This is a genomic window from Thermomonas sp., assembly GCF_029945965.1.
In the GTDB taxonomy this organism is placed as follows: Bacteria; Pseudomonadota; Gammaproteobacteria; order Xanthomonadales; family Xanthomonadaceae; genus Thermomonas.
In genome coordinates, this window is the sequence record NZ_JAQSDO010000015.1 from 294295 (window position 1) to 314563 (window position 20269).

Genomic DNA, 20269 nt, shown 5'->3' on the forward strand with positions numbered 1-20269 from the left:
AGAAGGTCTGCAAGCTGCGGCGTCTAGGCTAATATCCACAATACGAAAGACGACTGGGAGACTGATCGCGTGCTCCGGATGATAGGCAAGCTGCAAGCGGCGGAGGCGGCGAAGGGCACATGAGCATGGACCAGGCGAATGCGTTGATCGACGGGTTGGCACGCGTGCGCGCGCTGATGCCTTCCGTGGAGGCACTGGATGGGCAGGATTTCCGCCGTTTCAGCGCGGAATGGCACGCGATGACCGAGGCGATGAAAGATGCCGTGTTCCAGGCCAACCCGAAAAACTCGCAGCCGGACCGACGCAAATTCGAATATGCCTCGGGTGCGCAGTCAATCCAGTTCATGGCCGACCTGCTGCCGTTCCTGCATGACAAGATGGTGCGGCACTATGATCGTTCCGATGAGCTTGGCGTGCTCGATGTCGGTGCGGGTTCCGCCGCTGGAACCCACCTATTGGCGCAGCTCCACAGTGACAATCTGATCTGGTCGCGCCTGCGCGTCGAAGCTGTGGATCACGTGCCATGGCGGCAGCGCTGGGTCGCGATGCACTACCCACATGTGAATTACCAGGTGCTTGCGTCGGCGGCATTGCCTTCCAGGCATTGGGACTTTGTTGTCTGCAGCCATGTGATCGAACACCTCGACGATCCGACGCAGATGATCAATGATGTCCTGCGCGCCTGCCGCGGATTTGCGTTCCTGTATGCGCCGTACAACGAAGTCGAACTGAGCCCCGGGCACCTCTCGGTGATCACCGAGGAAACGTTTCTGCGCCATGGCGCATGCGAGATTCACATGATCGACAGCATGGGTTTCCACGGCTCCGGTCGCCGTTGCATCCTGGCGGTTTTTGATCGGCGCGAGGCCGTGTGAAGCCGCACCGAAAAATGGTGGCAGGGAAAATTCCAAGAATGGGGTCAGGTGCATTTATTTTGTAAATGAACCTGACCATATTTTGTCCTGCATAAAAAAGGCCGCCCCGGGGGCGGCCTCTTGCTAAGTGCGCGGGAATCAGTGCGCGCCTGGCATGACCTTCGTACCGGCATCGAACTCGGCGCGCGTCACATAGCCGTCGTGGTTGGCGTCGATCCTGGCGAACATCGCCGATGCAGCGGCCGCGTGTTCCTTCGCGGTGATCTTGCCGTCGTGGTTGGCATCCATCATGCCGCCCATGCCGCCATAGCCCATCCCGTCATGCGCCATACCGCCCGGCTTCATTGCATCGTGGTCCGTATCGTGGTGCATCGCCTGCTTCGATGCATCGTCCATGTCCATCATCACGTGCTGCCCGCCATGCGCATTGCCCATCCCTGGATGGCCGTCCGGTCCGCGCATGCCGCCCATGCCGTGATTGAGTTCATCGCCCTTGAGCCGGCCGTCATGGTTGGTGTCCATGCGCGCGAACATCGCCGCCGCGCCGGCCGCGTGCTCGGCCGCAGTGATCTCGCCGTCGTGGTTGGCATCCATCATCGTCATCTGGTGGCCGGGGCCTTGCATGGCGTGCGTATCCATCATCGCGCGGCGCATGTGCATCATCTCGTCGCCCATCAGCTGGCCGTCCTTGTTGGCGTCCATGCGCGCGAAGTTCGCCGCGGCGCCCTTGATATGCTCCTGGGCCGAGATCCGGCCATCCTTGTTGGCGTCCATCTGCTGGAATATGTCGCCGTTGTCCGCAGCCGATGCGGTGGCGCCCAGAGCCAGCGTCGCCAGCAGCGCCAGGTACAAGTGGGTTCGTGAAATGAAGTTGCGTGGCAGGCGTGGGTTTGTCATCGGAGTGCTCCAATCGGTGAGATTGACCCAACATGCGCCGCAAGGGGTTACCGGGGTGTCAACCTGATGGCGCCCAGGGCGGCCTGCACGCCGAGGTCCGCGGCTTCGATGGCGCCGGCGACGTAGCCCGGAAACTGCGGCGACCACTCGCTGGCGATGCCGGTCATGCGTCCGTGCCACGGGCCGGATTCGGCCGTGGCTGCGGGGGGCTCGCCGTGATGGGCCGCTACGTCGACATCGGCGGCGGTGGCCGTGTAGGGGTCCTGCGCCCAGTCTTTGATGACCTCCGCGCGGGGCGCCGATGCTTGCGGCCCGAACAGGCGCGTGAACTGCGCGCGGCAGTGCGTGCGCAACACGTCCTCGGGGACGTTCTTGCGAACGCGCGAAGGCACACCGAAGAAGCCGAACAGCGCAGCACTTCCGCCGGGCATGCAAGCGTCGTGGATCTCGCCCAGCGGGCCGCGTGCGCTGCGGGCCTCGCCGGACAGGCCCTGCTCGCGCCAGAACGGGGTGTCGTAGATGGCGATGTACTTGGCATGGGGCGCCATCCACGTCGCCGTCCCGCGCCATTGCCGGGCCAGCGCCTGCGGCAAGGCCGGCATGAATTCGATACGGTCCTCGGCCAGGCGCGGCGGCAACGCCAGCAGCACATGCTCGACACGCCAGGTCGTGACGCGGCCGGCGGCGTCTTCGCTGTCCAACTCGACATGCGCATCCACGCTGCGCAGACGGCGCACAGTCTGGCCGGTGAGGATGCGTGCCGGCTCCAGCGCGCGACGCAGTGCGTCGATCAGTGCGCCCATGCCGCCAATCAGGCGCATCGATGCCGGCGAGCTCACATAGCCACGCGTACGAGTGGGCGGCTCGTCGGACAAGCGCTCCACCAGCATGTCGCCGGTCTCGAATTGCTCGAATTGTTCCAGGCCCAGGGCATTGACGAGCTGGTTCAACTCGCGCTGGTAGCCGGGCCAGAACCACGTCGGTCCCAGGTCGAAGCGATCGATGGCGTCCGCCGTCGCCGCGTGACCCAATGCGCTGAAGGACGCGATGCGGCCGCCAAGCACATCGCGCGCTTCCAGCAGCACGTAGTCCCGGATGCCACGGCGCTCCAGCAGCGAAGCGGCATACAGCCCGCTCAATCCGGCGCCGACGATGGCGATGCGTGCGTTCCTGCTTACCATTCCAACATTATCTTCCCGATATGCTCGCTGCTCTCCATCAGCGCATGCGCCTTGGCCGCTTCGCGCGCAGGGAAGACTTTATAGATGACTGGCTTGACCTTGCCCGATTCCAGCAGCGGCCATACGTGCTCATGCAATTGCCTGGCCAGCGCAGCCTTGAACGCGATGGGCCGGGCGCGCAGCGTGGAACCGGTCAGGGTCAGCCGTCGTCGCATGATCAGCGATGCATCGATGTCGGCATGCTTGCCGCCCAAGGTGGCAATGAACACCAAGCGGCCATCTTCGGCAAGTAGCTCCAACTCGCGCGGCACGTAGTTGCCGGCGACCATGTCGAGGATCACGTCCACGCCGCGGCCGTTCGTGTGCTTTTTCACTTCCTCGACGAAATCCTGCTCGCGGTAGTTGATGGCGTGTGCGCCCAGTTTTTGGCAAGCCGCGCATTTGTCCGCAGTGCCCGCAGTTGCGAATACCTGGTGACCGAACGCATGCGCCAACTGGATGGCGGTGACGCCGATGCCGCTTGATCCGCCTTGCACCAACAGGGATTCAGGCATGCCGCCAACAGTGCTGCACAGGCGTCCGCGATTGAACACGTTGCTCCATACGGTGAAGTAGTTCTCCGGCAGCGCAGCGGCTTCGACCAAGGTCAGGGCCTTGGGTACCGGCAGGCACTGCAGCAGTGGTGCCACGGCGTATTCGGCATATCCCCCACCCGTGAGCAACGCACAGACGGCGTCACCTTGCTTGAGACCGAACGGATTGTCGCTCCCGAAATCCCCCTCGACCAATTCACCGGCGACCTCCAGCCCGGGCAGATCCGAAGCGCCAGGTGGCGGCGCGTAGTTGCCTTGGCGCTGGAACACATCCGGTCGATTGATCCCGGACGCCGCCACTTTGATCAGCACGTCTCCCGGCCCGGGCCGGGGGATGCTGCGCTTGGTGAGTTGCAGTACGTCCGCCGCTCCGGGCTGGGTGATTTCGATGGCTTGCATACTGGCCATATCGCCTCCGTCAGATTGAGTTAAAAAAGGGTCCACCGCGCCTTAACGCCTACCGCCTATCCTGCGCTCATGGAAAAACTTGCTGACACATTCTGGAACATCCGTGGTGTGCACCGCGTTGGCGGGATACTCGACATCGGCACGCAGATGTCCCTGGTCCAGCGCAGTGATGGTCGTTTTGTAGTGATCGATGGCTGCGGCCTGGATGAATCCAAGCGCGCCTCGGTCATGAAGCTCACCGATAACGGCGAGCGGGTGAGTGCGGTGGTGAACGTGCACCCGTTCCACACCCTGCACGTGGAGGCCACGCATCGGCTGTTTCCGGGCGCGACACTGCACGGCACGGCCCGTCACCACAAGCTGGCCCCGGCGTTGCCGTGGAGTAGGGAGCCCGTGGAGGAGTGGAATGATGACCATCCGCTGGCGGATCTGTTTGACCTGTCCGTGCCCGACGGCGTGGACTTCGTGTCTGCTGACGAGCGCGTGCACGTGGCGTCCGTGCTGGTGCGACATCGGCAGACGGGTATTGTCCATGTGGACGACACGTTCAACGTGATCGCTGCACCCGGGTTTCTGCGTCGTGTGTTTCCGGTGTCGTCATTGCGCATGCACCCGATGTTGGGGCGAGCGCTGCAGGCAGAGGCCGGCGCGGCGGACGCATACGCAGCGTGGGCGCGTGCGCTTGCCGCGGACTGGGCCGACACGCGCATCGTATGCGCGGCGCATTCCGCCGTCCGAACGATGCCTACGGGTGGATTTGAAGAGGAAGTGGCGTTGGCACTCGAAAAAGTGAGGAGTACGCTCGACCGCCATCGCGCGAGCTATGGCTAAGAGGCCCAGAGGATTCAGAGACCCATGTCTGTCTGTAACGCACCGCCAAGGGAGCCTGCATCGGCGAAATGTTGCCTGACCCGGGTTAGTCAGCTGGTGTCGCTCTGGTCACGCTGCACCCGCTTGCGGTACTCACGCACGTTGTCGCCACGTATGCGTGTCTCCCTTGTGCCCTTCACCTCGTCTACCTTCATGTCCTGGTCGGAGCCGGTCACCGGCTTGGCCTCGACGGCGGTTTCGTGCTCGAACGCGTGCGATTTGTCGGTGTTGCGGTAATAGCGGTACAAGGCCCAATACAGCCCCGTTGCGCCGGCCGGGCCGAGCAGGAGTATCGCTAGTCCGCCATCGTCGCTCATGACGAGTTCCCCACGATCCAGAGTGCAATGACTTCGAGAAAGCTGCCGACGGTGAGCGCGGCCAGCAGCAGCTTCCACTGCTGCACCGGCACGCTGCCCATGGTCTCGCCGGTGCGACCGTTCACCGCGATGTAATGCAGCAGGCCGCCGTTGCTGCCCGGCTGGTGGTACGAATAAAGCCATACTGGCAGATACATCGACACCCAGCGAGTGCCGTGTACGCTGAGGCGTTCCTGCTGCCAGCGCACTCCGCGGTCGTAGCGACCGACCGATGCTTCGACTTCACAACGGGCGATCGACAGCAACTGGTCTTCAAGGCGCGGCCGCAGGTGTTCAACGTCCTGGTTGCGCTTCTCCGAAGTGATGCCCATCAGGTAGGACGCATTCCACTTCACCGCATTCTTGGTGTCGAATGGCAGGATCGTGTTGATGATGTTGTTGGTGTTGGTGCGCGTGTCCAGGTTGCCGCGTTCGGTGGAGGACTCCAGCGGCAGGTCGTCCACGGTGAAGTCCACGTGCCGTTCCACCTTGTACACGTCGGCATCGTAGTAGGTCTTCTTCTTGTCCCCGCTGCCTTCGGTATAACGGCGCGTCTCGATTTCGCCTTCGCCGACGACGTCGACGCTCGTGTTGCCATCGACGATCATGTAAGGCAAGTAGACGGCGATGACGTTTTCGGGCGTGAACTGTTCCTTGAACGCCTTCAGCGCAAACAAACGCCGCTTATCCACGAACTGGCGGATGCGCGCGACCGCGTCGTCCTTCTTGATGTGGAAGGGCAGTACGGCATCTGGCACCGCACCGTTCGCCACCTGCTCGTTGACGCCGAAGACGTGGCGGCACCAGTGGCACCGCGCGGTCATCGCGCTTTCGGTATTGACGGTCACCTCAGCGCCGCAGGCGGTGCACTTGAAGGTCATCAGACTGGCGGCGTCGGCGGCGATATCCTGCGCCCCGGACGCGATGATCGTGCCCTTGAGCTGGTCGATGCCCTCGCCGAGCCCGAATGCCTCTTCGACACTCTCGCCGTGCCATTCGTTGCGGCAGAACAGGCAGATCAGCAAGTCGGTGCCGGGTTTCTGCCGGATTTCGGTCGAGCCGCATTTCGGGCAGCGGTTGAGGCCGTCCTTGAGTTCGTCGGCGGCTGTATCGATGGCAACCGGGTCGGGCGCCAATACTTCGTCGCGGATCGGTTCAGGCAGGGTGGCCGGGTCGATCGGGAAACTGCCCGGTGGCGGCGGCACGTCCAGCGGCGACCCGGGGCCGGTTGGTGGCGGCGGACTATTGGCGTTCGACATGGGTAGTTGCGCGGTACGCGACTTAGAGACCGAGCGCTTTGGTTTTTGCTGCGTCGTAATCGGCCTGGGTGATCAGGCCGAGATCAAGCATCTCCTTGGCCTTCTTCAATTTGGCGATCGGATCGTCGGCAGCTGGCGCGGCCGGCGCAACCGGCTGCTGCAAACTGCCGATGCCGCCGAGCATGCCCGTCGCCATGCCAATGCCCATGACGCCCGCCGCTCCGCCGGTCTCGCCCGCTGACTGGACGCCCGCGGCAACGCTGGCCTGCAAATTGGAATTGCCGCGCGAACCGGACAACGCGTCGGCGCGCTGCACGGTCTTGAGCAGTTCCCGCGTGTTCGGGTCGTATTCGATGGAAATGATGGCGGTCTTGACGATGGCCAGACCACGATCGGACTTCCACTGATAGGCATTCTCCACCGCGTCGGACAGGCTCTTGGCAAAGCCGACTGAATCCTGCTGGAGCTTGGTGATGCGATTGCCCTTGCTCGGATCATTCGTGTACAGGCTGAAAGCCGGTGCGAGCGAACCCACCACTTCGTTGAAGAGCTGGCTGGCGGCGGCATTGTCGATGTCAGTGAAATCGAAGACCTGGCCGGGTTGCAGATACGTTGCAGGCACGAAGTTCTTCACGAACAGGATCGGATCGACGATCTTCATCGTGTAGGAGCCGCGCGTGACCGCGCCGACCTGGGTGTTCAGGAAGCCGTCGTCCCAGTAGATTTCGGACTGCGTACCGAAGCGGTTGTCCGGCAGTTCCTTCAGCGAGACGAAGAAGGCGGCCTGCTGCGAACCCGGCTGGCCGCCGAACTTGAAACGCTCCCAACTCTGCTTGATGAGCGAATCGACAAGGCCATCGCCCGAGAAGATCGACTTCGAGTTGAGGTCGTCTGATCGCCATTCGTAGCCGCCTGCCTCCGCAGCGAAGCCGGTGATCGCGCCATCCTGGAACAGCAGCAGCCCGTAACCTTCGGGAACCACGATCTTCGAACCATTGGTGATGATGTTCGAGGAAGCGCTCGTATTCGAACCGCGTCCGGCATTGGTGCCGTGGGGCACCGCGGCGAACAGCGCCGCCGTCGACGGCAACCCGGCCGGAACCGTGTAGAAGTCCTTCCACTGGTCGCCGAGCATGCCGCCGACCGCACCTGTTACTGCCTGAATAAGACCCATCACATCTCTCCGTGATTCGTGGGCGCGCACCGTGCCCGCCATTCCCTATGAACTATACGTTCCCCGGCGGCGCAGCCGGACAAAAAGTGGTGCACGGGGCAATTTCTGCAAGAATCGCATCTGGGGCACAACTCAAGAGGAGATGGTCATGAAGTCAGCAGTTCTTGCGCTCGCTGCAGCAGCGCTCGTGGCGGGTCCGGTGGCGGCACAGGTGCCGACCGGCACGATGGACGCGCTGCGTCCCGACCAGCAACAATTCTTCAAGCTCTACAAGGAACTAGTCGAAACCGACACCACGGTCACCAACGGCAACTGCACCCAGGCCGCCGCACAAATCGCGACGCGATTGAAGGCAGCGGGCTTTGCCGACGACCAGGTCACGTTGTTCTCGGTGCCCGATCACCCGAAGGAGGGCGGAATCGTTGCCGTCTATCCCGGCACGTCCAAGGCCCTCAAGTCGATCCTGCTGCTGGCCCATATCGACGTGGTCGCGGCCAAGCGCGCCGACTGGGTGCGCGACCCGTTCACCCTGATCGAGGAGAATGGCTACTACTACGCGCGCGGCATAGCCGACGACAAGATGATGGCGGCAACCTGGGCCGATATGTTGATTCGCTTCAAACAGGGCGGCTACAAGCCCAAGCGCACGGTCAAGATGGCGCTGACCTGTGGCGAGGAGACCGACACCGCGTTCAACGGTGCGCAGTACCTCGCCAACAACAAGCGCGAGCTGATCGACGCGGCCTTTGCGCTCAACGAAGGCGGCGGCGGGGACACCGACGGCAACGGCCACATCGTCGCGCAGTCGATCCAGGTCGGCGAGAAGATCTATCAGGACTACAAGCTCGTCGCCACCAACCCCGGCGGGCACAGCTCGCAGCCGGTGCGCGAAAACGCGCTCTACGCGATATCCGACGCGCTGCTGAAAATCCGCGAGCACGAGTTCCCGGCCGAGTTCAACGACACCACCCGCGTGTTCTTCGCGCGCGCTGGCGCCGCGCGCAAGGGCGCGATGGGGGCGGCGATGGTGGCGCTGGTGAAGGACCCCAACGATGCCAAGGCAGCCGCTATGGTCAATACAGACAAGGGCTTACATTCGATGCTGCGCACGACCTGCGTGGCGACGATGATCGACGGCGGCCATGCGCTCAATGCGTTGCCGCAGCGGGTCGATGCCAATGTCAATTGCCGCATCTTCCCCGGCCATACGCCAACCGAGATTCAGGAGCAACTGGCCAGGGTCATCGGCAATCCGGCCATCTCGATCGAGCAGGCGCGCAAGGACAAGCCACTGGCCACGTCGCCCCCGCTCGACCCGGCCATCATCGGCCCGATGGAAACGCTGAGCGCGAAGTACTTCCCCGGCGTGCCGGTGATCCCGTCGATATCGACCGGCGCAACCGACGGGCTCTACCTGTCGGCGGTGGGAATCCCGACCTACGGCGTGCCCGGTGCGTGGGGCGATCCCGACGGTAACGGCGTCCACGGCCTCAACGAACGGCTCGAGGTGCGCGCGGTCTGCGTCGGCCGCGATTACCTGTTCGACCTGGTCAAGGCGTTGGCGGAGTAATCGAACAACAAAGCCGACTCCAACACGGGTTTCGGGGACGACCTATTGCGTGGCAATTGGGCCGACCACCAGCAAAAGCCATGTGCAAGCGCCGTTCGAGGTCGTTTTGCAAAGCATGCAGATGCAATCGATCATCAGGAGCGAAGCCAAGTACCCTTTTGCGAGTTAGCCAAGTCCAGGCTGGCGAAGCGCCTGGAACCGCCGCGTGTCAGCCCTTGCCCATGCGAACCTTCGCCACGTCGTCTTGGTAATCGTTCTTGGGATCAATGCCGACAAGCATCTTGATGCCAGCCAGCAAGCTTGAGGAGTTCTGCCAGATTTCCGCCGTGTCCGGGTCGAAGCGCAACAGGCGCAGCTTGGGGTCGTCCTTGCCGGTGTACCAAGCAGCGACGAAGGGATTCCACAGGCGATCGATCACCTTGCGGTCGTTGTCCTGGCGCAAGCTGCCGCCGACGGTGGCGAAAAGGTCATGGCCCTTGCTGGTGAACAGCAGCAGGCCCTGCTGCGGCTTGCGCGTGGTGGCTTCGGCAAGATCGTTTTCGCGTGCGGTGAAGAACCACATCGGGCCATTGCCTTCCTCGACCTGGGCCGTCATCGGCTTTGGGTAGACACCGCTGCAGCCCAGCATAGCGGTGCGTTCCTTGTCCAGGGCCTCCCAAAATTTCGCCTTGAGTTCCTTGTGCGTGGTCATCGTCATCGTCCGTGCGGGGTGAAGAGTGGTGTTGTAGCGCATCCGGAGTGAGGGACAGGTCATGTCGCCTAGCGAACGTCACTGCGCACCTGTGCGTGGCTGATCAGGGCAAAAATCAGGCTGCCGCCGACCACGTTGCCGGCAAGCGTGGGCAGGGCGAAGCGCAATACCGCATCAGCCAGCGAGATCTGGCCGGCAAACACCATGTACATCGCTTCGGCGGAGCCGACGACGATATGGGTGAAGCCACCGATCGCGATCAGGTAGGTGCAGAGGATGATGATCAGCAGTCGCGACTGTTCGGTGGCGGCCATCATCCAGACCATCATCGCGATGATCCAGCCCGCGAGCACGCCTTTGGTGAACATCTCGAAGGGCGTGTTATGCATCAGCTCCCGACCGATGTCGACAAACGACGCCTGCGTGGCGGCATCGAACTGATGCAGGTGCAGCAGTCCAAGTGCAAACAGCGTAACCCCGAGCAGATTACCGGCCAGCACCACGCCCCACAGCCGGAACAGGCGGCCGAACTTGCGCCAGCTGGGTGCGGTCATGACCGGCAAGACCACGGTCAGCGTGTTTTCGGTGAATAGTTGCTGGCGGGCAATGATCACCACGATGAAGCCGAAGGTATAGCCGAAGCCTTCGATCAGGAATCCCGCAGGAACATCCTGCACGTAGCGGTGCAGCACGGCCCGTGCCACGAATGAAAAACCCATCGACAAGCCGGCGGCCAGCGCCGACCAGGCGAGTGCCGCGACTCCGCGCGACAGCTCCTCCTGGCCGCGGCGGCGGATGATCTCGTGCAGCACCGCCGCGCGCGGCGGGCTGCTGTCCTCCACTGTCTCGTGCTCATGGTCGGACAGGGAGAATCCGCTGCCGGACGCCTCTTCGAGGTTTTTCCGGACCACCGCTTCTTCCTGCTCGTCGGCCTGCTCTTTCTCGTGCTCGTCGGCCTGCTTATTGCTGTGCATGCGTGTTTGTCTCCAGCTGGCACATTCTTGTTTGCCTTCATTGATTGACTGTCATCGTGTCCTTGACGTCATCCTTGATCGCATCCAACGAGGCTTCACCTTGGGTGGCGCGCTGCTGGTCGCGCTTGACCTCGTGGGTGATGGCATCAATGGCGTCGGCGGCGATCAACCCCGCACCCAGTGCATGCTGCGCAATGACCAAGCTGTCGCCTGCCAGCAACATCGGCACCTTTGTACTGCTCAGCTTTTCGACGAAACTTTCAACGAAGATATCGCGGGCGGTCTGCGTCTCCAAGTCGACATCGCGGATGTATATCGCGATGACGCGCTCGCCGTATTCATGCGCAATCCGGCTGTAGACCTCGGCGTCCGCCTGGCCTGAGTCGTCCAGCAATACCCAGCGTAGGGTGGGGTAGCGCTGCAGCAGATGGCGCACGCGCTCGAATTTCTGCCCACCGCCGGGGCCGAGGATCTCGTGCTCGCGCAACCCGAGACGCCGCAGTGAGATCGGACCGTATGGAATGCCGTTGAGCTCGAGGAAATCATCCAGCAGGTCATACAGGTTCCAGGGTGAATTGGATACGTAGAAGATCGGATTGGCGACCTTGCCCCGCGTACCCAGTTGCAATGCCTGGTAAAGCGCCGCAACCCCGAGCAGGGGCTTGCGGGTACGGGCGTTGTGCAGGAAGGTCAGTTGCGCGGCGGTTTTCCAGTCAAGGATGCTGCTTTGCAGGACGGTATCGTCGATGTCGGAGATCACGCCGAACTGCGCATCGGGGCCGACCTGCAGCACCGGTTGCGGCGTCAACAGGCTGCCATCCGCAAGCGATACGCTGGCGTTTTCCCAGAGCGCATCGCTTGTTGCGTTATCGGTCTCCAGGCGAACACGATAGAAACCTTCTGCATCGGTCACCGTCTGCGCGCTCACATTGCGGAAACGCGCGTGCAGCGCGATGCCCGGGGCGTCTTCAGCATCGAAGCGACGGTAGGTATTGAGCAGGTTGTCCCACCAGCCATCATCATCCTGTGGTCCGCCCATGGGGGGGCTGGCCAGCACACGGCCGGCAAGCTCGACGCCAGTCGCGGTGATGACATGGCCCAAGGCGATCAGGGCGACGGTCAGCAATGACAGCCATTGCCCCGCGGGCACCACGGCATACGCGTCGCGGCTATGCACGAAGGCATTGAAGATGGCGGTGTCAATCGCGGCAGCGTTGAGCCAGAAGTCGATGTGCTCGGCGGAGCTCGACAAGCGCCACAAGGTGATCCGTACCTGCGCCAGGTTTATGAGGCGCGGCAGGATGGCCTCCAGCAAGCCAATCGTGATCAGCCAGGCAGCAGCCTTGGTTCACATGATCTACGTGCTGTTGGTATAGACCACGTCAAACACCAGCGCTGCGACGAAGCAACCGAAGGGAATGGGGTTTAGCACAGCGTAGACGGCATTCATGACAGCGGAGCGGCATGGGTGTGCCTGGGCGACGGCCTAAGCATGGGTAGGGGAATTCATCGTGCGGGCGGGCGGTAACTTTCGTGCGCCCAGTGTCAGCAGAAAACTAGCCGGGGTCTTCACCGGCTGTGAGCATAAAAAACACGAATAAAGGGTAAGGTTTGGACTGACCCGGATTCCACGGGCAGGCGTCAGGATTGATTTCCTCCGTCTCCTTACTGGACTTGTCCGCTTACTTTTTCAGGAGCCATGTTATGAAGACCGCCACCTGGCACGACACCGTTGTGGCCCATAGTGACGACACCGTCATAGTTGAGAACAACCATTATTTCCCGGCCGACGCCTTGGTGCGCGAGTACTTCCGCCCCTCCGACCACACCAGCATCTGCCCATGGAAGGGCACCGCGCACTACTACGACGTCGTGCTGGGCGATGCCGTCAACGCCAATGCGGCCTGGTACTACCCAGAGCCGAAGCAGGCGGCTGAGCAGATCCGTGGACGGGTGGCATTCTGGAAGGGCGTGCAGGTCAGCGCTTAGGTTAGCAGTGAGGTCGGTCGTGGGATTTCCTAAGGCGCCACGAGCCATCAAGTTCGACGCGCCACACGGTCGCACCGCACGGCAATGACCCCGCGTTCACGAGCTCTGGGTACATATGGGGCTCTTGAGACCTTGAGAGCATTCCATGAACGACACAATCCGCGGCTTCGGCCTGGCGCTGGTCACGAGCGTTCTCCTGCTGCTCGCCGGCTGCGTCACCCCGGGCGGCTATGGCAGCACCGGCGGCTATGGAAGTAATACCGGCGGCTACGGGCAGCCCGCACCGGGCTACCCCTCGCAGCCCAACAGCCAGTTGCAGGGCACCGTAGAGCGCGTCGATCCCGGCTACAACCGAATCTTCATGGTCGTCGACGACCAACGCTCCGGCCGCGCACAGCGGATGGAAGTGCGCTACGACCAGCGCACCCGCCTGGTCTACCAAGGGCGCGAGCAATCGGTCGAAGGCCTGGAGCGTGGCGACGTGATCCGCATCGATGCCGTGCAGTCGGGGCTCGAACTCTGGGCACGCTCGATCGAGCTCGTGCGCAATGTCCGTGACGGCGGTAACAGTGGCGGCTACGGCAACGACCTGCGCGGCTCGGTCGCCCGCGTCGATACGCGGGCGCGCCTGATCCGCCTCGACGGCGCCGGTTATGGCAACGACGTGCAGGTGGGTTACGACGCCCGCACCACGGTCGAATACCAAGGTCGCAGCTACCGTCCGGAGAACCTGCAGCGCGGCGACATCGTGCGTATACAGGCGCGACAAGTGGGCAATAACCAATGGCTGGCTGTACGCATCATTGTGGAGCGTTCGGTTGGGCGTTAGCCCGTGCCTGCGCTAACAAAACGGGATTACCCGCTTGGCGCGATGCGACAGCCACCCCTGATCTGCATCAATTTCCCGGACAGGCAACCTGCGTAGTCTCGGTCCAAACCCAGCGAGGCATACGTCATGACCATGATGAAAGCGGCAATTTTCGTGGCCCCAGGCCGCATCGAGCTGGCCGACAAGCGCATCCCCGAGGTCGGTCCCAACGATGCCTTGGTGCGCATCACCACCACCACCATCTGCGGTACAGACATCCACATCCTCAAGGGTGAATACCCGGTGGCGAAGGGCCTGACCATCGGCCACGAACCGGTGGGCATTATCGAGAAGCTCGGCAGTGCGGTCACTGGCTACCGCGAGGGCCAGCGCGTCATCGCTGGCGCCATCTGCCCGAACTTCAATTCCTACGCGGCGCAGGACGGCGTGCCCTCGCAGGACGGCAGTTACCTGATCGACAGCGGTCGTTGCGGCTGCCATGGCTACAAGGCCACGGCGGGCTGGCGCTTCGGCAACCTGATCAATGGCACCCAGGCTGAGTACGTCCTGGTGCCTGACGCGCAGGGCAACCTGGCGCCGATCCCAGACGGCCTGAGCGACGAGCAGGTGCTGATGTGCCCGGACATCATGTCGACCGGGTTCCGCGGCGCCGAGAACGCCAACATCCGCATCGGCGACGTGGTGGCCGTGTTCGCGCAGGGGCCGATCGGCCTGTGCGCCACCGCCGGGGCGCGGTTGCTGGGGGCGTCGACCATCATTGCCATCGATGGCAACGCCCATCGCCTCGGCATTGCGAAGGCGATGGGCGCGGACATCACCCTCAACATCCATGAGTGCGACGTGGTGGACGAGGTGATGAAGCTCACCGGTGGCCGGGGAGTGGACGCATCAATCGAGGCGCTGGGCACACAGGGTACGTTTGAATCGGCACTGCGCGTACTCAAGCCCGGCGGCACGCTGTCGAGCCTGGGCGTGTATTCCACCGACCTGACAATCCCGCTGTCTGCGTTCGCCGCCGGCCTGGGCGACCACCGCATCAACACGGCGCTGTGCCCGGGCGGAAAGGAACGCATGCGACGGCTCATGGACGTCGTGGCCTCGGGCCGCGCGGACTTCGGCGCATTGGTCACCCACCATTTCAAGCTCGACGACATCGTGGCCGCGTATGAGCTGTTCGGCCATCAGCGCGATGGCGTGCTGAAAGTAGCGATCAAGCCAGGCTGAGCGCAGCATGGTCTAGAGTGTCCCAGGCACCAATTTTTCCAGACGACTCGAGGTCTCCATGAAGCCCGCATACATCCCCGTTCTGCTTGGCATCATCGCGTTCCTGCTGCTGCTGGTATCAGGCCCGGGTACGCGCCTGGACCTGTGGGAATTCCGTACCGGCTTCCAACTGCTGAAGTGGGCGGCATACACCGGGTTGGCTGCATCTGGATTGGCGCTGGTGATGCTGTTGTTGCCCCGCATCCGTCGCCGTGGATTGGCCGGCCTGGTGGTGGCGCTGGTGCTGGGACTGGGTGTGGCGTTCGTGCCGTGGAGCGGGATGCAACGGGCCCGCTCGGTGCCGCCGATCCATGACATCAGCACCGACACCAAACGCCCACCCGAATTCGTCGCGATATTGCCGCTGCGCGCCGATGCGCCGAATTCGGCCGAGTACGGCGGACCGGAGCTAGCGGCGGCGCAAATTGCTGCGTACCCCGACCTGCAAACGCATCAGATGGACGCTGCACCTGCACAGGCGTTCGAGCGTGCGCAACAGGCCGCGCGCGGGCTTGGTTGGGAGATCGTATCGATTGATCGAACTGCCGGACGCATCGAGGCCACGGACACCACGTTCTGGTTCGGTTTCAAGGACGACGTGGTGATCCGGATCGAGCCCGATGCTGCCGGTAGCCGGGTCGACGTGCGTTCGGTATCCCGTGTCGGTATGAGCGACGTGGGCGCCAACGCCGCGCGTATCCGCAAGTTCCTGCGGACGCTGGGCGCGTAAACGCAAACATGTTAATCCTCCACTCTTTTTGGTTGTCGCTTGCTACCTACCGCGTGCGCATTGCCCTTCATTTGAAGGGTGTCGCGTTCGAAGAACGTGCCCATGACCTGAGCAAGGGCGAGCATGACTTGCCAGAGTTCCGGAAGCTTAATCCGGCCGGTGCGGTGCCAGCCCTGGAAGGCGGTACGCGCCAGCCGCTCACACAAAGCCTGGCCATCCTGGAATGGCTGGATGAAACCTACCCGACACTGCCGCTTCTGCCTTCCGATGCAGAAGGGCGCGCCAAGGTGCGTTCTCTTTTTTTGCTGACAGCCGCGGACACGCATCCTCTGGTGGTGCCACGCGTCCAGGCCAGACTGGTCACGCAATTCGGATCGGATGAGACAGCAGGGCGGGCCTGGTCTGCGCACTGGTTTCGCGAGGGTCTTGTCGCTTACGAAGCACAACTTGCGCCTGGCGCCACGCGCAGCCACGGCGACGCGCTGAGCATCGCCGACTTGGCACTTGCCAGCCATCTTGTTGGTGTCGCGCGTTTTGGCGTTGATCTTGTGGAGTTTCCACGCACCGCCGCTGTAGGCGAGAGTCTGTTTGCGATACCCGAGTTCGCGGCTGCCCACCCGCGCTTTCAATTGGGCGCACCGGGTATATAAAAACTAAAATAAGGGGTCAGGGTCGACTTTTATTGCCAGGCAACCTCGGCCTCGAAACACGCTGGAAAAGTCGACCCTGCCCCCTGACTTGGTTCAGCTCCGCGCTTGGCGTGGTTTGACACCCATTGCCACTCGGAGGACATTGGCTCAACTACGAAAGCAGTCAAAAGGGCTACCCGAACAGGATGTATCCGATGAAGACTTTCCAACGATCGCTTGCACTTGGCGCGCTGATCATTGCCACTGGCATGGCAGCCGCTGGATCAGGCTCGCTCAGCGAATTCATACCGAAGGTGCTGCCGGTGCTGGTGCAGGTGGACTCGCATGGCAAGGTCACCAGTGCGTCGCCAGCAACGGAACTTCCACCCAAGCTCAGGCGACTGCTTCGCGCGAACCTGGACGAGATGATTACCGCGCCGGCAATCGACAAGAAGGGACACCCGACGTCCAGCCAGTTCGTCATGAATCTGGCGCTGCACGCGTCGCCGCGCCCTGATGGCGACTACGATGTGAAGTTTGCCTATGTGTCGACAGCGCCCGTACCGCCCGGCTCATGGTATTGGGTCCACACGGACGGTCGCCAACTTGCACTCGCCAGTCAGAACTCCAGGAGTCGCCGGGAGTACATCCCCGATCGCCATGACCAGCCTGACTCATGGCGCGGTTATGAACGACCGTCGATGCCCAATATAAGCAATATGGACCGCCCTGCGCACACGGCTTCGTCGACCCCTGCACCCGCTGCAGTACCCGATCCCGGAAGAGGCCATTGAGCAAGCGAAAAGCCCGCCGATTGGCGGGCTTTTCGTATCGGCGAAACTCTCGTGGTCGTTGCATGAAAAAAAGTGTCAGGGACAATCCCTGCTACCCGGACAGGCCCTTGAGCTTCATCCACAGGAAGATAGGCGCCATCGCGACCAGCACGATCGCTGCCAGGGTATCCAGCCAGACACGACGGGTCCGCAGCGCGACAACGGTGCACGTCGCCGCGATAAGCGCGAAGGCCGATGCGGCGAGCCACTCGCTGAAGTCGCGGCTCTGGTGTGCGATGACCAGCAACGCCACTACTGCGAATACCAGGTGCATCGTCTTGTAACGCCGGCCTTGCCGAGCGTGGTAATCGCGCAGGTCCAGCACCTGGCCTTGCTTCGGTTCATCCGGCATGACCAGATCGCAGAACGCATACAGCACGCCGACGAAGAATCAGTGGGCTGAGCACGTCGATTGCTCGCCATGCTTGAATATCGCGAAATTTCCAGAACGATGCCCAATTGCCCAGCAGCAACATGAAGGCCATGGCGGTCCAGCACGCACGCCGCCAGGAGAAGCGGATATGTTCGGCGTGCCGGTACAAACCCACGCAACCGCTCAACAGGCGGGTCAGCGCCAGTGAGGTGATCACCGAGATCATCCCGAACACGAACTCGAAGCTGGTTATCGCATCTTTCCACACGGTGTGAAGCGAAGGGTAGCCGGAAAACAAAAAAATCAGAGTGGACTCTTTTCAGTTGGCATCGGGGCTGAGGCCGCTGGGCAACCAAAGTCCACTTTTTCCCTGTTTTCCAGACAGCTTGCGCAAAAGGGGCCAGAGTGCGCAGGCGCTATTCCGTTTACGTCTCCGCATCAGGCTGTGCAATGAATCCGAAAATCGAAGAGCTGCTGCATGGCATCCGCACCATGGAGGCGGAGCTTGAAGTGCAGATGGCGCTGGCGCGCGCCGAGCTGCATGTACGCATCGAGGATGGAAAGATCGAATTCGACAAGGCAGTGTTGAAACGGCACCGCGAGATGAAGACGCGCCTGCTCCGCTACATCGTGGGCGCCAGGCCGTTGATCGCGCTGACGGCGCCGCTCATTTACCTGCTAATCGTCCCGTTTGTGCTTCTGGACGTGTTCGTCACGATCTACCAGGCCGTGTGCTTTCCGGTGTACGGCATCCCCAAGGTGAAGCGCCGTGACTACATGGTCTTCGACCGTCGCTACCTTGCATACCTGAACGTGCTGGAGAAACTCAACTGTGCGTATTGCTCCTACGGAAACGGATTGATTGGCTATGTCCGCGAGATCGCTTCGCGGACGGAGCAATTCTGGTGCCCGATCAAACACGCACGAAAGCTGGTCGGTGCGCATCCGCACTACAGGGAGTTTGTGGAATTCGGTGACGCCGAGGCCTACCGCGAGGAAGTGGCAAAAGTCGCCGAGCGCCTGTGTGAGCAAGGCAAGCCCTGACACCATTCTCCTCGCGATCTCGCCAAGATAAATGCCGATTTCCGTCGCGCGCGCGATAACTCTCACTTCCTGTTCGCTTCGACCATGTGACCCTGCGTCACGCCTATGATTCTGGCTCGCGTTTTCCACTTCCTGACCAGGCACACATGAGCGCATCCGAACGGCCACTACCACCTCCCGAAGATTCCAACGAATGGGGATCGCGCAGCCAGGTCCGTTCGCTGGTGTTGATGGCGTTGACGATCGGCGGCCTGTATCTGTGTTACAGGATGGCGGCGCCGTTCTTGCCAGCACTCGCATGGGCGCTGGCGTTGGCCCTGCTGCTGGTGCCGGTACAGCGCTGGCTGGAACCGAAACTGCGCTCACCAGGGCTTGCCGCCGGGACCCTGGTCCTGCTGGTGGGATTGGTGGTGCTGTTGCCGGCGATGCTGGTCGGCGACTGGATGCTCGGCGAAGCTAAAACCGGCGCCGACGCCGTTACCGCCATGGTTGATTCCGGGCAATGGCGCCGGAATCTCGAGGCTTATCCGCTGCTGGCGCCGGCGGCGGGCTGGGTAGAGCGCCAGTTCGATCTCCCGGACACCGTCAACGCGATCACGTCGTGGGTAACGGGCAGCATGGCATCGCTGGCGCGTGAATCGGTATTGCAGCTCATCGGCATGGTGCTGACTTTGTACCTGCTGTTCTATTTCCTGCGCGATCGTCGCAACATCCTCGCATCGATCGAGTCGCTCTCCCCATTGACCGCGGCAGACACAGCGCGAATGTTTGGTGACGTGGACGACACCGTGCACGCCACCGTGTATGGCACGCTGATCGTCGCGATGGTGCAGGGCGCGCTGGGTGGACTGATGTTCTGGTGGTTGGGGCTGCCAGCGCCGCTGCTGTGGGGCATCGTGATGGGCTTGCTGGCGGTAGTGCCGGTGCTTGGTGCCTTCATCGTGTGGATCCCGGCGGCGATTTTGCTGTTGTTGGGCGGCAGTGACGTCAAGGCGCTTGTGCTCGTGCTGTGGGGGTCGATCGTGGTAGGCGGCATCGACAACGTGCTCTACCCGATGCTGGTGGGCAGGCGGCTGAAGATGCACACGTTGCTGGCCTTCGTCTCGATCGTTGGCGGGCTGATCGTGTTCGGCTCGTCCGGCCTGATCCTGGGGCCGGTGACTTTCGCCATCACGCGTCTGCTGCTGGAGGTCTGGAACCGCCGAAAAATGACGTCAGGAACAATGACTGAACCGGATGGTTCCAGTCGTGCAGATTAGGGTTTCAACTTAATTCCCTCCATCCCTATATTGTGTGCGCATGTCGAAGCTGCTTCTGAACCTGCGAAACGTACCCGATGACGAAGCCGACGACGTGCGCGCGCTGCTCGATGCGCACCGAATCGAGTTTTACGAGACCAAGCCCAGCATGTGGGGCGTCTCGGCGGGCGGGATCTGGGTGACGGAGGATGCGGACGTCACGAACGCCAAGCACGCGATGGCCGACTACCAGCAGCAGCGCGGCGCCCGTGCCCGGGACGAATATGCTGCTGCAAAGCGCGAAGGCACCGCAGAGACGTTCGTATCGGTATTGCGTGCTGAGCCGGGACGCGTCGCGCTGAGTGTGCTGGCCATCCTGTTCTTGTTGGGCCTGGTGGCGCTTCCGATCATCCTGTTGCGCGGGTAGCGCGATCGAAGGATTGGCGCCAGTGATCAGCGCCAGTGATCAATTGTCCCGGCCACCATTTTGCCG

At 62.3% G+C, this 20269-nt stretch carries 23 protein-coding genes; 12 read left to right on the forward strand and 11 right to left on the reverse strand.

Features of this window, described 5'->3' with window-relative positions:
* Positions 1-119 precede the first annotated feature (119 nt).
* Entirely contained in the window at positions 120-875 is a 756-nt protein-coding gene (locus PSV05_RS07680; RefSeq protein ID WP_300063791.1) for a class I SAM-dependent methyltransferase, read from the forward strand.
* A 138-nt stretch (positions 876-1013) separates the two neighbouring features.
* Here the strand turns inward: PSV05_RS07680 and PSV05_RS07685 are convergent, their stop codons facing one another.
* Genes PSV05_RS07685 through PSV05_RS07695 form a run of 3 tightly spaced genes read right to left on the reverse strand, consistent with a single transcriptional unit; the run spans position 1014 to position 3945 of the window.
* The gene (locus PSV05_RS07685) at positions 1014-1772 is read right to left on the reverse strand and encodes a hypothetical protein (protein WP_300063792.1); all 759 of its coding nucleotides are present in this window, start codon (positions 1770-1772) and stop codon (positions 1014-1016) included.
* A gap of 47 nt (positions 1773-1819) precedes the next feature.
* A complete protein-coding gene (locus tag PSV05_RS07690; protein ID WP_300063793.1) occupies positions 1820-2953 on the reverse strand; it encodes an FAD-dependent oxidoreductase in 1134 nt (377 codons plus the stop codon).
* Positions 2947-3945 (reverse strand): NAD(P)H-quinone oxidoreductase, encoded by a 999-nt coding sequence (locus PSV05_RS07695; protein ID WP_300065392.1) that lies wholly within the window; start codon positions 3943-3945, stop codon positions 2947-2949. The genes PSV05_RS07690 and PSV05_RS07695 overlap by 7 nt, the downstream gene beginning before the upstream one ends.
* Positions 3946-4023: 78 nt before the next feature.
* Between PSV05_RS07695 and PSV05_RS07700 the strand changes: the two genes are divergently transcribed.
* Positions 4024-4785 carry a hypothetical protein gene (locus PSV05_RS07700; protein ID WP_300063794.1) on the forward strand — a complete coding sequence of 254 codons (762 nt, stop codon included), beginning with the start codon at positions 4024-4026 and terminating at the stop codon, positions 4783-4785.
* A gap of 89 nt (positions 4786-4874) precedes the next feature.
* Here PSV05_RS07700 and PSV05_RS07705 read toward each other — a convergent pair whose 3' ends face one another.
* Genes PSV05_RS07705 through PSV05_RS07715 form a run of 3 tightly spaced genes read right to left on the reverse strand, consistent with a single transcriptional unit; the run spans position 4875 to position 7613 of the window.
* Positions 4875-5141, reverse strand: coding sequence for a hypothetical protein (locus tag PSV05_RS07705; protein WP_300063795.1), 267 nt, complete (start codon positions 5139-5141; stop codon positions 4875-4877).
* On the reverse strand, positions 5138-6439 hold the full coding sequence (locus tag PSV05_RS07710; RefSeq protein ID WP_300063796.1) for a TFIIB-type zinc ribbon-containing protein: 1302 nt from the start codon (positions 6437-6439) through the stop codon (positions 5138-5140). The genes PSV05_RS07705 and PSV05_RS07710 overlap by 4 nt, the downstream gene beginning before the upstream one ends.
* A gap of 22 nt (positions 6440-6461) precedes the next feature.
* Complete coding sequence (locus tag PSV05_RS07715) at positions 6462-7613, reverse strand: SPFH domain-containing protein (protein ID WP_300065394.1); 1152 nt, start codon at positions 7611-7613, stop codon at positions 6462-6464.
* 31 nt (positions 7614-7644) lie between these two features.
* Between PSV05_RS07715 and PSV05_RS07720 the strand changes: the two genes are divergently transcribed.
* On the forward strand, positions 7645-9183 hold the full coding sequence (locus PSV05_RS07720) for a M20/M25/M40 family metallo-hydrolase (RefSeq protein WP_300063797.1): 1539 nt from the start codon (positions 7645-7647) through the stop codon (positions 9181-9183).
* Between the two features lie 208 nt (positions 9184-9391).
* Here PSV05_RS07720 and PSV05_RS07725 read toward each other — a convergent pair whose 3' ends face one another.
* The 3 genes from PSV05_RS07725 to PSV05_RS07735 all read right to left on the reverse strand — a co-directional run bounded on the left by PSV05_RS07725 (position 9392) and on the right by PSV05_RS07735 (position 12163).
* Positions 9392-9874, reverse strand: a complete 483-nt coding sequence (locus PSV05_RS07725) for a pyridoxamine 5'-phosphate oxidase family protein (protein ID WP_300063798.1) — start codon at positions 9872-9874, stop codon at positions 9392-9394.
* Between the two features lie 68 nt (positions 9875-9942).
* The gene (locus PSV05_RS07730) at positions 9943-10848 is read right to left on the reverse strand and encodes a formate/nitrite transporter family protein (RefSeq protein ID WP_300063800.1); all 906 of its coding nucleotides are present in this window, start codon (positions 10846-10848) and stop codon (positions 9943-9945) included.
* Between the two features lie 37 nt (positions 10849-10885).
* Positions 10886-12163 (reverse strand): phosphatase domain-containing protein, encoded by a 1278-nt coding sequence (locus tag PSV05_RS07735; RefSeq protein ID WP_300063802.1) that lies wholly within the window; start codon positions 12161-12163, stop codon positions 10886-10888.
* A 389-nt stretch (positions 12164-12552) separates the two neighbouring features.
* Between PSV05_RS07735 and PSV05_RS07740 the strand changes: the two genes are divergently transcribed.
* From PSV05_RS07740 to PSV05_RS07765, 6 genes are all read left to right on the forward strand, one after another.
* Complete coding sequence (locus PSV05_RS07740; RefSeq protein ID WP_300063804.1) at positions 12553-12837, forward strand: DUF427 domain-containing protein; 285 nt, start codon at positions 12553-12555, stop codon at positions 12835-12837.
* Between the two features lie 145 nt (positions 12838-12982).
* A complete protein-coding gene (locus PSV05_RS07745) occupies positions 12983-13666 on the forward strand; it encodes a DUF5666 domain-containing protein (protein ID WP_300063806.1) in 684 nt (227 codons plus the stop codon).
* Positions 13667-13792: 126 nt separating this feature from the next.
* The gene (locus PSV05_RS07750) at positions 13793-14890 is read left to right on the forward strand and encodes an NAD(P)-dependent alcohol dehydrogenase (RefSeq protein WP_300063808.1); all 1098 of its coding nucleotides are present in this window, start codon (positions 13793-13795) and stop codon (positions 14888-14890) included.
* A gap of 58 nt (positions 14891-14948) precedes the next feature.
* Complete coding sequence (locus PSV05_RS07755) at positions 14949-15659, forward strand: DUF1499 domain-containing protein (protein ID WP_300063809.1); 711 nt, start codon at positions 14949-14951, stop codon at positions 15657-15659.
* Between the two features lie 8 nt (positions 15660-15667).
* On the forward strand, positions 15668-16309 hold the full coding sequence (gene maiA / locus PSV05_RS07760) for a maleylacetoacetate isomerase (protein ID WP_300063811.1): 642 nt from the start codon (positions 15668-15670) through the stop codon (positions 16307-16309).
* 194 nt (positions 16310-16503) lie between these two features.
* The gene (locus tag PSV05_RS07765) at positions 16504-17082 is read left to right on the forward strand and encodes a hypothetical protein (protein ID WP_300063813.1); all 579 of its coding nucleotides are present in this window, start codon (positions 16504-16506) and stop codon (positions 17080-17082) included.
* Positions 17083-17173: 91 nt separating this feature from the next.
* Here the strand turns inward: PSV05_RS07765 and PSV05_RS07770 are convergent, their stop codons facing one another.
* Entirely contained in the window at positions 17174-17473 is a 300-nt protein-coding gene (locus tag PSV05_RS07770) for a hypothetical protein (protein WP_300063815.1), read from the reverse strand.
* Positions 17463-17792 (reverse strand): hypothetical protein, encoded by a 330-nt coding sequence (locus PSV05_RS07775; protein WP_300063817.1) that lies wholly within the window; start codon positions 17790-17792, stop codon positions 17463-17465. Before PSV05_RS07775 ends, PSV05_RS07770 begins: the two co-directional genes overlap by 11 nt.
* Positions 17793-17944: 152 nt before the next feature.
* Between PSV05_RS07775 and PSV05_RS07780 the strand changes: the two genes are divergently transcribed.
* The 3 genes from PSV05_RS07780 (at position 17945) to PSV05_RS07790 (ending at position 20203) form a co-directional block, all read left to right on the forward strand.
* Entirely contained in the window at positions 17945-18538 is a 594-nt protein-coding gene (locus PSV05_RS07780; protein ID WP_300063819.1) for a hypothetical protein, read from the forward strand.
* A 146-nt stretch (positions 18539-18684) separates the two neighbouring features.
* Complete coding sequence (locus PSV05_RS07785) at positions 18685-19797, forward strand: AI-2E family transporter (protein ID WP_300063821.1); 1113 nt, start codon at positions 18685-18687, stop codon at positions 19795-19797.
* A gap of 40 nt (positions 19798-19837) precedes the next feature.
* Positions 19838-20203 carry a DUF6164 family protein gene (locus PSV05_RS07790; RefSeq protein ID WP_300063823.1) on the forward strand — a complete coding sequence of 122 codons (366 nt, stop codon included), beginning with the start codon at positions 19838-19840 and terminating at the stop codon, positions 20201-20203.
* Positions 20204-20269 lie beyond the last annotated feature (66 nt).